Genomic DNA, 13012 nt, shown 5'->3' with positions numbered 1-13012 from the left:
GCACTTAATAATGGCCTTTCAATGGTTAAAATGTAATTATAAGTCGGTGATTTTAATATCTTTCTTGTTTAATAATTTGTGTTGAATATCAGTCTGTGTGTAGTGTCGTAGCATCCCGTAAGGCGCTATGTATTAAAGACATTGTTATTTGCCGTTTTTTATTTCATTTTCAGCGTTGGCGTGAAAGCTTTTGCAATTCTGGTTCCTGCGGTTGCAAAAAGCTTGGTTCATAAATGACCCGCAATAATTTTTCCTTATTTCAGAGAAGTCAACTATACTTGAGCTGGAGGAGAAAAATATAAAGTAAAATTTCCCACCAAAAGAACCTTTGGATTTGTTGACTAGATAGTAGTTGGATAATTATTTTAAATTTCCTTTCTAATGCTAAAATAATGGACGAACCATCGGATTTTATGCTAATAATGGGTTAGAAAATAGGGTATATTATAAGCTGAGTGAGACTGAATCTAAAATTTTCAGGAATAACTATTCATATCTTTTTAACAGATGTGATACTCCCCGTATTTTGTGACAATCGTTTCAGTAATAGTCCTTTTCCTTAGAAAAGATTTATTGTAATTTCTTTGAAATGTTTTCAAAAAAGCGATATCCTAGTATTATTTTCTATATTTAATAGCTGTAAAAGATATGTTTCATATATCCCGAATTAGAGGTATAATAAACAAATGTTCATTATACAATTGTTGGCAGTAATAGAAATTAAAAATGGAGGACAAATTCAATTTAAAAAGATTCATTGATGCTCAATCAAACACTTATGAAAAGGCTTTAGATGAAATTAAAAACGGCAGAAAGGCAAGTCATTGGATGTGGTATATTTTCCCACAGTATCATGGTCTTGGTAGAAGTAGCACCTCTGTAAAATATGCTATTAATAGTGAAGAAGAAGCAATTAGTTATTTGAAACACCCAATACTAGGTTCACGTCTTATAGAAATCACGAAAGCATTTCTATTAATTGAAAATAAAACAGCTTATGATGTCTTAGGCGGACCTGACGACCTAAAGATTAAATCCTCAATGACTTTATTTGACGATATTCAAACTGAAACTGCTTTATTTGATTCTGTCTTAGAAAAATATTTTGAAGGAAATAGATGTAGACGTACCATAAGCGCACTGAAAAATGAATAAAACTACTGCCAACAAAACCTAAACTGCATTAAAACGCAGTTTAGCCAAACCGTTGGCAACCATTAACCCACATTATAAGAATTATGAAACATTTTTTTTTACTAACTATTATTCTCTTATTAATATCATGTAATACATCTTCAAAAAATTATGAGGAAGAATGGCAAACCAAAATGGATTCAAGGGATTTTAAAGGGGCTTTAACAATTATTAATACAGCAATAAAGAACGATTCTCTAAACTCAGAATTATATCGCAAAAAAGGTAATTCATATTATAATATGGATGATTTTGTAAATGCAGATGTAAACTACACTTTAGCATTAAATCTAGACTCTACTAGTGTCAAAGCTATAGTTTGTAAGGCCATGTTGTTGAATAAACAAGAAAATAATATACACGCAACTGGGTATATTGAACGGGCATTAAAATTAGACCCAAATGAAGCAAGTATTTATGTTACTCGCGGAAATATTTATGCAAGTGAAGGGAATTATATTGATGCAAAAAATGATTTCAAAAAGGCTATTCTACTTGATAATGAATCGTTTGATGCTTATAATAACTTAGCAAATATTTTAGCTATTGATGATGAATTTGAAGATGCTGTTAAAAACTATACGAATGCCTTAAGAATAAAACCAAAAAATGCAGATATTCTAATTCATCGAGGAATAATAAAGCAGCAAATAAATAAATTAGATGAGGCATTAGCAGATATTGACCTTTCAATAAGTATTAATTCAGAAATTCCAAGGGCATTTTGGTATCGGGCATCAATCTACCAGGAAAAAAATGATTTCAGAAAGGCTATTTTAGATTATAGTTCATACCAAAAATTAAAGCCTAATGATTGGGAAGTTTATAAAAATAGAGGTCTTTGTTATATTCAAATTGAAAAATATAATGAAGCTATAAAAGATTTTAATAAAGCAATAGATCTAGACAACACACAATTTGAATCGTTTGAAGGAAGAGGTTACTCAAAAATAATTTTGGAAGATTATAATGGTGCCTGTGAAGATTATAAAAAAGCAAAAGAATTAGGTTCAGTTATGGCCGATGAGGCAATTGTTCTAGTTTGCGAAGATGATATAAGTTTTTTGTGTGAATATAAAACAGAACATTTGGTGAGCAAAGAATATTTAGATTATGCTTCATATAACTATTATGATAATTTACAAGGTGTCATTTTAAATTATGAAAAAGATTATAGTAACATAACAATAATAATATCTTCAGTAAGTGATGGATTTCTGGAAGAAGTAGGCGTAAATATCGGAGACCATATGAAAATATACATAGACAATACACAAAAAATAATAGATAATAAGATGGAAAGTCTATGTGAAAATAAATTAAAGAACTTTATAATTAAAGACAGGAAAATAAAATTTTCGATATCGGAGGCAATAATGGGTGGAAGAATAAATCATGGAATATGGCATTTAACTTATGCTAAAGCAATTTGAATTTTAATTATTATGAAAAAAAGAGTTTTGTTGATTTACATGTTATTGATATCCTTGACTAGCTGTGAAGGATATATAGAATTTGAGAAGGCTAGGTTTAAATACATTATTCTACCTATTTTTTTTGGAACGTTGATTATCGGAATTTTAGGATTAATTTTTAGAAAAAAAGATTAACGTTTGCCAACAACGTATATAAAACATAGCGGTTTTAGTGCTAAAACGAAAATTAAATAATAAAACAAAGGTCAGTTATAAACCGAAAAGTTAGTGCTTAAAACCCACTACTTTTCATATACAAGACCGTTAAGGCTATCTTGAAAACAAACAATATGACACAAAAGACATTTTTTATAATAATTTTCGGACTTATATTTTGCTTGTCTTCAAATGGACAAAAATCAGAGTTCCAAGAAATTGATAGTCAGCTGACAAATAATTTTAAGAAAATGCTTTCAGCTGAATCCGAATTAAGGTTTGACAGATTGAGCCCTGGTTTTACAAAACAAATTTTAAATTTTTTAGCTAATCCTGTTACATTCAGGAATGAATTTGACAGTCTATCTAAATACCTAACTATTAAAACATCACCTGATAATAAAATAAAATTTTATAGTTGGGACGACCTAACAGGTGGAACCTGGCATAACATAAATTGTGTTGCTCAGTTTGAAACAGACAATGGAAAGATAATTGTTCAGCAAATAAATTCTGGAAAAGAAGCAGAATTAGGCAGATATACAGACAGCGAAATTTATGAAGTTTTTGAACTCAATACAGAGATTGAAAAACTTTACCTGACAATTGCTTGGGGAACCCACGGCAGCGGACAACAACATCAAATTGTGCAAATATTCAGAATCAATGGAGATACTCTTCTAAAGTGCAATTCGTGTTTTGCAGACAACAAAGATTTAGTAATAGAATATCCGAGAAGTGAAAAAGCAAATCTAACTTTTGACCCTGTGAAAAATATTTTACATTTTAATGAGTTCAAGTTTGACGAAGAAAAAGGACGATACAAGGCGACAGGAAAAACAATATCACTTGAATTTATTAATGGAGTATTTACAAGAAAATAGAAACACAACCTATAACAGCGTATATGACTTATGGCGGGTAAAGTGGTGAATTCAAGCTTTGTGCTTTTAATTAAATTTGGTGCAAGACGACAATCAAGTACTTCGTAAACCGCCACAAGTGATTTACAAACACGTAAGCCATTAAAAAAACCCAAACTACGAAAATTAAAATATGTCAGAAATAACTTCGAGCAGTGCACATAATAGACAGTTAGTCGATTGGTACACTAAAATAAAAAATGGAAATATTAAACTTCCTCGTTTCCAAAGAATGGAAGCTTGGGATAGATGGAGAGTTCAAAGTTTTTTAGAAACGGTTATTCATAATTTACCAGTAGGAGTTACCTTAATTTTAGATGTTGGAAATGAAGAAAAATTCGAATCGAGATATATAAGTACTGCCGAACCTGAAGTTAAAGACAAAATAACCGAACATCTTTTAGACGGACAGCAAAGGTTGACTTCTTTTTGGAGAGCATTACACAACAACTACGATTTTGAAACATATTTTGTTTATTTTCCAGATTTTGACGAAACAGATAACAATAGGAGAGATGAAGAAATCTCGATTTATTGTAGAACAAGGTATTTAAAAAACAAACTTAAATATCCACTTTGGGCTGACTCACCAAAAGACAGTTTAAAAAGAGGTTGCGTTCCAATTCAACTATTTAGACCCGAAAACATTCAATCCGAAATTGACAATTGGATTGAACTCGCAACTAAACATTTAGAACCAACAGATTCAGACCCAGATGGATTTAAAAAACTAAAAGAATACAACAAGTTTCAAAAAGACTTGACTTTAAAAATCACAAAATTAAGAGAGACAATCTCACATTTTAACCTTCCATTTCTTTCACTTCCATCTACCACACCAAAAGAAATTGCTTTACAAGTATTTATAAATATGAATACTAATAGCAAACCACTTTCTATTTATGACATTATTGTTGCAGAAGTAGAAAGTGAAATGAAAAGCTCATTACACGATTTACAAAGTGATTTAAGTAAAAAACATCCTAAAATCCAACAGTATTTTGAACTCGACTTTTTAATATTAGCTACTTCTGCTCTATTACAAGACAAATTACCAAATCACAGAGGAATGGCAGAAATGGATAAATCTATTCTTGTCAATAATTGGGATATACTTGAAAATTGTCTTGGGAGAATGGCGGTATTTATGGAATCACAAGGAATTTATGATAAAAACAGACTTCCAACCAATGCCGTTTTATCAGTTGTAGCCTCAGCTTTTTCAAAAATTCCAGAAAATGGAGATTTAGCAGGTAAAGGAGAAATACTACTAAAAAAATATTTATGGTCTTCATTCTTTACATACCGATATGAAAACTCGGCAGCTTCAAGAGCATATCAAGATTATATCAACCTTAAAAGAGTAATAAATAACGAACAAAACGATAAAGGCGATTTCTACGAAGAAATAGATATTCCTGTACTCAACAGAAAATTATATCCTTTGGCCGACAAAGAAGAACTACTAACTGTAGGATGGCCTAAGAAAGTAAATATTAGAGCAAGAGGTATTCTTGCAATATCTACATATTTAGGTGCATATGACTTCGCAGATGGCAAACAGGTTTCAAGAGAAAACATTAAAAAAAGAGAATATCACCATATTTTTCCTAATGCACTTCTACAAGAAGCAAATGTTGATAGCTCTTTAGCATTAAATTGTGCATTAATCACAGGTAAAACTAACCGAAATATTGGAAGAAAAGACCCTTTGATTTACTTGAAAGAGCGTTATAAATGGGCAGATGAAGAAATTGTAAACAGTCGTTTAAACAGCCACATAATCCCAATAAAGGAACTTTCAAATGGAGGTTATGAAGGAATGGAAAAAGAGAAAAGAATTGATAAAATTCAGTCAGATTTTGATTCTTTTATCGAAACCAGAGCTGATTATGTTCTCAAAGCAATTGACCTTTTAACAGGAGGTAAACAAATAACTATCGAATCAATTTTACAAAATTCAATTGAACTACCACAAGCAATTAAAGACTTGAAATCTGAAATTGAAAGTATTGAAATTCAGTTACGAGATTTAATAAACGTCAAATTAAGTGGATTAAGTACAAACCCATTTGAACAGTTTGTATCAGATATGACAAGGCAATCGACTGAATTTAAAATTGCTTCACACTTAAAAAAATTCCCAGGAGAAAATTTTGAGACTTATCGATCATTTAGAAAAAAACTGAACTTTTTCACACTCGGAGAATTCAAAGAGTTGATTATCAAAAAAGACACTTGGAGTGCATTTGAAGATATGTTTAAAGCTAAACCGAATGTAGAACACCGATTTAGCCAACTATTCACTCTAAGAAATCAAATTGCACATAATAACGAACTGAATGACATAATGATTAAAGACGGAGAAGCTGCTATTATTTGGTTTAAGAGTATCTTGAAAAATGAACTTTCGGAAAAGGAATAACGGCTTACAACAATGTGTACTATGAAAAATAGGCGAAACATTAATAAAATGAAGGCTTTTGGCGCGTATCAAACTTTGTGCTTAACTGAAAGTTTAGTGCTTCGAAATCGCCTACTTTTCATATACTAACCGTTGACAATAATAAAAAAAGAGGAATGAAAATATTTAAATTAATAACACTTCTATTTATTTGTACAGCTTCATCAATTTATGGTCAAGAAGAAGATTTTGAAAAATACGCAAATGCATTATGTAAAATAACAACATTTGCTGACAATAAAGGGTTTATTGAAGAGGTTACATTGAAAGATGATGATACGCAGGTTAAATGGGAAAGAAAAAACGGATACATATTTACAACAGAGTTAGATTATATTGAAATATTTGCATTTAAAATTTTATACAAGAAAAATGATAATTATGTAGTGTATGTTTATCAAGACCCTGAAGGAACAGCAATAAATTATTATATTTTCGATTTAACAGTAAAAAATAATACAGTTAAGTTAAATAAAATAATCGGAGGAGGAGATAGATGTAATAATGGAGTAGACATTGATGAAATTAAAATTGAAGGCGAAATTATAACTTACGCAGTTCATATTACACCTGAAGAAATTTTGACTTGGTTTGAAAAAAATAAAACGTTTGGTTGTCTTGAATGTTGTTTTGCATTGGCAACTTATGATTATAATATTTCAACAAAAAAGAATACTTTTAAATACATCAGACTAATTAAGGAGAACATCAATATTAACAGCAAGGTTCTAAAAGTTTATAATGATTTTACGGAGAAAAGAGAATTAAAATTAAGTCTAACGCTAAATGAAAAAGAATTAAAACAGTTCTTGAAAGCATTAGAATAAAAATATAACTATTTCCAACTAAGACTATAAGTAGTGGTTTATTCTCGCCTACTTTTGATAATCCAAGAGGATTTTTAGCTTGGCACATACTTGTAAAGGTAAATGCTTACCCTCACAATTAAACATACGAGCCTAGCCGTTATGGCGTATTAATAAAAAATCAATATGTACGAAATAATTTGTCCGAATTGCGAGAAAGTTTTTAAAGTCGATGAAGCTGGGTATGCTGATATTCTTAAGCAAGTTCGTGACCATCAATTTGAGGAAGAATTATCTAAGCGACTTGCTCTAGCAGATAGGGAAAAGGAAAGTGCGGTTGAACTTGCTAAAGCCAACATAAAAAGCTCATTGCAAGAAGAACTGGCAAAAAAAGACAAAGAACTAGCCGAATTAAAAGCCAAAAGCAATGCTGAACTTGCTGAAAAACTAGCAAAAAAAGAAGCGGAAATCTCTGAAATGAAGTCCCAAATTCAAAGTGCAGAAATTCAGAAAAAGTTAGATGTTTCCGAAGCTATTAAAGTCATAGAAAAGGAACGTGACAATCTAGCCAATGATTTGAAAATCAAAGAAACTGAAACACAATTGCTTGAAAAGTCGATTAAGGAACAGTTTGCAAATAAGCTGGTTATAAAAGATGAAACCATCAAAATGAAAGACGATGAAATTTCTCGTTTGAAAGATTTTAAACAGAAGCTATCAACAAAAATGGTTGGTGAATCTTTAGAGCAACATTGTGAAAATGAATTCAATAAGCTCCGAGCAACGGCTTTTCAAAATGCTTATTTCGAAAAGGACAACGATTCAAGAGGTGGAAACAAAGGAGATTTCATTTACAAAGAAACTGATGATTCAGAAAATGAAATCATTTCAATTATGTTTGAGATGAAGAATGAAAATGATGAAACTGCGACAAAAAAAAGAAACGAGGATTTCTTTGCAAAACTTGATAAGGACCGCCAAGAAAAGAACTGTGAATATGCGGTTTTAGTTTCATTGTTGGAATCAGATAACGAATTTTATAATACTGGAATAGTGGATGTTTCCCATAAATTTAAGAAAATGTATGTAGTACGACCTCAATTTTTCATACCAATTATTACCCTTCTTCGAAATGCAGCCATGAATTCCTTGAAATATAAAGCAGAACTGAATTTGATGAGGAATCAAAACGTTGATATTACCAATTTCGAGGAAAAGATTGATGCATTTAGAAAAGGATTTGCTTATAATTATGATTTAGCAAGTCGAAAATTTACAACCGCTATCGAGGAAATAGATAAGACCATTAGTCATTTGAATAAAACCAAAGAGGCTTTGTTATCATCTGAAAACAACTTGCGATTGGCCAACAATAAAGCTGATGAATTAACAATCAAAAAATTAACACATGGAAACCCAACCATGAAGGCAAAATTCGATGAATTAAATAATAAAAATGAATAGAAAAAACGACAATGCTATGCTGACTTGAAGTAATTGACCAAATAGCGAATGATGAAAATATTGAAATTATCTTAGACTGAATTACCAACAAGTAATGCCTTACGAATTTATAATTCCCTCAAGCCAATTCAACACAAAAAATTGCATAACATCAAAAGCTAGGTATAAGCCAGATAGCCTTAATGGATATAAAAAATGCTATAAATAAACAGATTTTCGAATTATCCTTATTATTAGATCTTATCTAAAACAACAGCAGAGGTTTTTTTTAATTGCTCTACTGCTGTTTTAATGAAGTTTTATTTTCCAGAATTACTAACTTAATTCAATGGTATAAACTCCCTCCCCAATATTTATAAGAGCTTCAATCGTGTCTCCAAATTGGTATTTAGATTGATAGAAATTAGCTAATTCCTTTCCAAAAGACAGCCTTACAGATCCATTTGGGTTTGAATTCCGATCAATTTTTGTTTTCAAAACAGAACCATTTGGTAATTTTAATGAAACTAACTCACCTTCACCACCCATAAAATCGCTAATTTTTTTCCCAGGATTCATAAATCCTAAGGTATAATATGCATGACCAAGTTTTATATTGAAGGCTAATTTTTTAATGTTGCCCAAATTGCTGTCTAAAACTTGATTTTCAAGTTCTTCAGTAGAGGTGATTAACTTCCTTCCTGCTTTATTCCATTCTGGACTTATTTCATAAACTAAAGAGTCCTCCAATCCTGAAGCTATATTTAAGTTATAACCACCCCAATTTAATTGCTCAACGTCTTTGAAAATATAAATTGAAACTTTTTTTCCAAACTTTAATTCATTAATAATTGCATTGTTTACTCTTAAATTGGTTTGTTGACTTTTCCCTGGTTTTGCGTAACCTATAAATCGTTGATTTAGAGTTTGGGTTGTTTTTCCAATATATTTTATTTCTTCAATGTCCGAATTTGATTGAACTGTAAAAGCATATAAAACATTATTTATCTCAAAATTTGGTTCATTTAGTTTACTGATTGAACACTGGGTTCCATCTGCGGATAACGTCCAAGAACCTGTTTTATTGAAATTAACATCTAATAATATTTGGGCAGATTTTGATTCATTCATTTTAAAATTATTTTTAAGGTTTGGTGATATTTTCACTTTTTTAAGCTATTGAATTTTTAATTTTATGTCACCAATTCAATTATACATTGGTTTAATAAAAGAATAATTAATTTGTAGAATTGGTGTCAGTACTAAACTTGATTTTGGACTGGCAGTCTCTGACATAGGTAACCCATTCATGAAATTTACGATTCCATAATGATCTTTTGAAAAATGCATAATGGTACCTATAGATATTGTTTTAGGAGTAAACCAATGGTTCTCTTTATTAACCTCCTTAATTATTTTAAATCTTTCAGGAAAGTCTTGATAAATTGTAATTTCTCGATTATCAATCTCAACCCAAACTTTAAAATAAACGCGTAATAAATAGAGTATTTCATCAAAATCATTTTCACTAACCCTGGTTGTGAATTTGTTTTCTTTTATAATAATGGGGGAAAAATAAGTGTCATATATATCATTGATGCGTTCATCAGAAATAGAAAATTTACTTTTCCTTTTTTTTGTAAAGCCTTTTCTTAATAATCTAGGCTTATTTAATTCATCTACGAAATTCAAAAATTGAAGATTTTTCATACAAGAATCTTAAGAAGTAACCTCTTTAAAATACTCATATATCATAACCATTGCCAAGGTGTCCAGTTCACAGTATTTTAGCAATCCTGCTTCTATAGCTTTTCTCTCTTGTAAGTTTACTTCCTCAAATTGTAATTTCCCATATGCTGTTAATGCGGCACCACCATCGCTAATGCCTTCGATTTCAGTTATAGCATTATCTAAAGCTTCGGCATCCCAGCCATCAAATAAAGGCGGTAATAATTTATAAGGGCTTATAGGTTTGCCATTTTCCAATTTTAAAAATACGTGGACATCTTCAAAGTTTTTACTTGTTGCGTTTATTTCCGATAAGGGTTTTTGGTATTTGTTTTGGAGAAAATTGCTCGAAAACAATACGGCTGGCAACACAGCTTTTATAGAGTTGGAGCCATTAGTGTAAGGGTCATAATAATAATCTTTTACAACTTTCCATAAATCTATCATATCTCTATCTCCACACCAATTTTCAGCACTATTTCCTGTATTGTGACTTATAGATTTTATAAAAGTGATTAATTCGTCCTTATCTGGTTCTTCTGATGCCAATAGTTGTTTGTAAATAGCATTCACAATGGTATTTTCATGGGCGTGGTATCTAAAAATACTACCAGCATTTACCTCTAAAGAGGCCTTTAAAGCTCTTATAAAGTCGAAGTTAGGGAATACACCTATTTGTGTATTTAAATACTCTGAGGCGTGTTCTATGCGTCCATCTTCATAAACAATATGATGTGAATATTGAAATGCCAGTTGTTCATAAGGTTTTCTCCCTTTTGTAAATGGAATAGCAACCGCAGAGGTTTCAAAATCAATAAAATTAAGAGGAAATTTCCAGCTATCCAGTTCATCTCGTAAACCATCCAATTCAAAAAACGGCGTTGTATCGTTTAATTGTACTTTTTCAATCTGGATCCATTGTCTTTCGGTCGGAGAAATTTTACCAGCTACGGGCGTAATGTCAATATCGTTTTCAAGAATTTCTTCCATAAAGTATTTCCCTTCAGCTATTAATTTGTCAGATTTTCTCATGCCTGATACTTCGTACACTTTAGGTTTATTAATGCTGCTAATGTTAGCTTTTAGTTGTTCTCCCCAACATTCGTGAAATCCACTTTTTTCTGCATCAGTAGGTTCTGTGTGGAATTCACAGGTTTTGCATTGCTTTCCTATTTCAGTGAAAATTTTGATGTCATCTTGGTAGTGATTTTTGAAATAATTTAAGAGTTCCTCAAAGGATTTATTTTCATCAATTGGATTGGTGCTCTGAATTAAATTTATTTCTTCCTCAACCGAAATTTTTGTAACCAGAGGATCTCCTAAATCTTCAAGTTTTAAACCATCACGTTTGATGATACCAGTTCTCAAATCTGCTTTTTTTGAAATCCGAAAAAACTGATTTAACCCATCAACGGTGGAAATAGCAGATTTATTCGCCAACATTAAATAAGCTTTTATATGCCAGTTAGGATGACATTTTTGAATTACATATTTTTGAAAAGCAACATCATATAAATAAGGGGTCCAGCCATTATTTAATTGTCCTTTTTTATTCAAAAAACTATCATGTTCATCAGCCTTAATTGATTTTGCTTTTACTTCAATTAATTGAATGTTGTTTCCTTTTTTTTCTAAAATATCTACTCGAATAAACAAACCGTCAATTAAAAATGCTGCTTCAAAAATCGTGACATTTTCCTGTGCCAATAATTCCTCGGTTTTAGAGGCCAACAATTCATAATCCCAGTCATCGCCTAAAATTGCAATTCCTTTTGGATAGTTCATTCTTGCCAATTCCTCAACTTGAAATCCCCCTTGTGCCAGTGACTCTAAAAATGTATCACTTTGCTGGTTATTTACGTACTCCTTTTTTTTGGTGTAAAATAATTTTGTTGGACAATCCAACGCCTGTTTAAAACGAGATTTTGTGAGATACCTTGGTTTTTTTGTTGATTGCATTTGATTGATTTTATATATGCGATTCTTTTTGATCTATGATACTCCTAAGTAAAGAGACCTGTTATCCTTTTGTTTAATATAAAATGGCTTTGACAACTATTATCCTCTTTTAATTTTAGTTAAGGTATTGTTTTTCAATTTTATTAAAGTAAAACCAATTGTTATCAATAATTTGTCCGACCCATTTTGATCCCAATTCTTGTAATATTTTATTTACCAGGTTAGAATAAATAGTTCCCCTTTGTTTACTGGTTGGTTTAAAATAAAAAAATGTGGTTTTTGATTCCTTTATTATATTTACTATCAATTTAAATAATAACGATTTTAATCGCATTGGATGTATTTTTGAAACATCTCTCATTGAATAGGACCATTCCTCTTCATTATTTTCGTAATCCCAGTCATGCCATAATGGATTTGTTTTCCATTGTGATTTTTCATGTGGTACCAGATACGCAAAAGATAACTGTTTATCTTCAGATAAATACACCTGCCATTTTTCGCCATCAATTATGGTTTGTTTAATCATAATATGTTTTTAACCACTTTAAGCTTAAAGATTTTTTTAGAACTTACTTGTTACCCAACAAACTGTGGATTGATTTATATTGCTCCTAATATTTTTACCGAAAGAAACTCTTTGTAAATTGCCTCTTCAAAAAGCACTTTATCTAATTTTGCATCTTTTTCTAATCTTTCTTGATTTTCCATAAGATACTTTTTGGTAATCTTATATGCTAGTTTCATTATTTCTTTAGTAGAGAGCTTTTTATACCTACCTTTTAAAAAACGAACTGTAGACTGATTTATTTTATTTTTATCCATATCTTTTTTTCTATTAATTTATATTCTATAATCTCAAAC

Annotated in this window: 11 protein-coding genes; 6 read left to right on the top strand and 5 right to left on the bottom strand. The window is 30.6% G+C overall.

All coding sequences use genetic code 11. The features are described from left to right. Positions 1 to 726 precede the first annotated feature (726 nt). The 6 genes from ABXZ36_RS00825 (at position 727) to ABXZ36_RS00800 (ending at position 8482) form a co-directional block, all read left to right on the top strand. Positions 727 to 1155: a DUF1810 domain-containing protein gene (locus ABXZ36_RS00825; RefSeq protein WP_354613554.1), complete on the top strand. Its 429-nt coding sequence runs from the start codon at positions 727 to 729 to the stop codon at positions 1153 to 1155. A 173-nt stretch (positions 1156 to 1328) separates the two neighbouring features. Beyond that, positions 1329 to 2627, top strand: a complete 1299-nt coding sequence (locus ABXZ36_RS00820) for a tetratricopeptide repeat protein (RefSeq protein ID WP_354613553.1) — start codon at positions 1329 to 1331, stop codon at positions 2625 to 2627. Positions 2628 to 2959: 332 nt separating this feature from the next. After that, on the top strand, positions 2960 to 3709 hold the full coding sequence (locus tag ABXZ36_RS00815; protein WP_354613552.1) for a hypothetical protein: 750 nt from the start codon (positions 2960 to 2962) through the stop codon (positions 3707 to 3709). A gap of 172 nt (positions 3710 to 3881) precedes the next feature. Next, a complete protein-coding gene (locus tag ABXZ36_RS00810; RefSeq protein WP_354613551.1) occupies positions 3882 to 6173 on the top strand; it encodes a GmrSD restriction endonuclease domain-containing protein in 2292 nt (763 codons plus the stop codon). Between the two features lie 155 nt (positions 6174 to 6328). Next, positions 6329 to 7039, top strand: coding sequence for a hypothetical protein (locus ABXZ36_RS00805; protein ID WP_354613550.1), 711 nt, complete (start codon positions 6329 to 6331; stop codon positions 7037 to 7039). Positions 7040 to 7204: 165 nt separating this feature from the next. Continuing rightward, entirely contained in the window at positions 7205 to 8482 is a 1278-nt protein-coding gene (locus ABXZ36_RS00800) for a DUF2130 domain-containing protein (protein ID WP_354613549.1), read from the top strand. Positions 8483 to 8797: 315 nt separating this feature from the next. On the opposite strand, the gene ABXZ36_RS00795 is transcribed toward ABXZ36_RS00800, so the two are convergent. From ABXZ36_RS00795 to ABXZ36_RS00775, 5 genes are all read right to left on the bottom strand, one after another. After that, a complete protein-coding gene (locus ABXZ36_RS00795) occupies positions 8798 to 9592 on the bottom strand; it encodes a GIY-YIG nuclease family protein (protein ID WP_354613548.1) in 795 nt (264 codons plus the stop codon). A 75-nt stretch (positions 9593 to 9667) separates the two neighbouring features. Further along, complete coding sequence (locus tag ABXZ36_RS00790; RefSeq protein WP_354613546.1) at positions 9668 to 10171, bottom strand: hypothetical protein; 504 nt, start codon at positions 10169 to 10171, stop codon at positions 9668 to 9670. Positions 10172 to 10180: 9 nt separating this feature from the next. Then, positions 10181 to 11896 carry a DUF2779 domain-containing protein gene (locus ABXZ36_RS00785; protein WP_354613545.1) on the bottom strand — a complete coding sequence of 572 codons (1716 nt, stop codon included), beginning with the start codon at positions 11894 to 11896 and terminating at the stop codon, positions 10181 to 10183. A gap of 367 nt (positions 11897 to 12263) precedes the next feature. Continuing rightward, positions 12264 to 12677: a hypothetical protein gene (locus ABXZ36_RS00780; protein ID WP_354613544.1), complete on the bottom strand. Its 414-nt coding sequence runs from the start codon at positions 12675 to 12677 to the stop codon at positions 12264 to 12266. A 74-nt stretch (positions 12678 to 12751) separates the two neighbouring features. Continuing rightward, positions 12752 to 12973: a hypothetical protein gene (locus ABXZ36_RS00775; protein ID WP_354613543.1), complete on the bottom strand. Its 222-nt coding sequence runs from the start codon at positions 12971 to 12973 to the stop codon at positions 12752 to 12754. Between the last annotated feature and the right edge of the window lie 39 nt (positions 12974 to 13012).

Source organism: Sediminicola arcticus (assembly GCF_040566695.1).
Classification (GTDB): domain Bacteria; phylum Bacteroidota; class Bacteroidia; order Flavobacteriales; family Flavobacteriaceae; genus Sediminicola; species Sediminicola arcticus.
The sequence above is the reverse complement of the archived record's forward strand: the minus strand, read 5'-3'. Positions and strand labels throughout refer to the sequence as shown.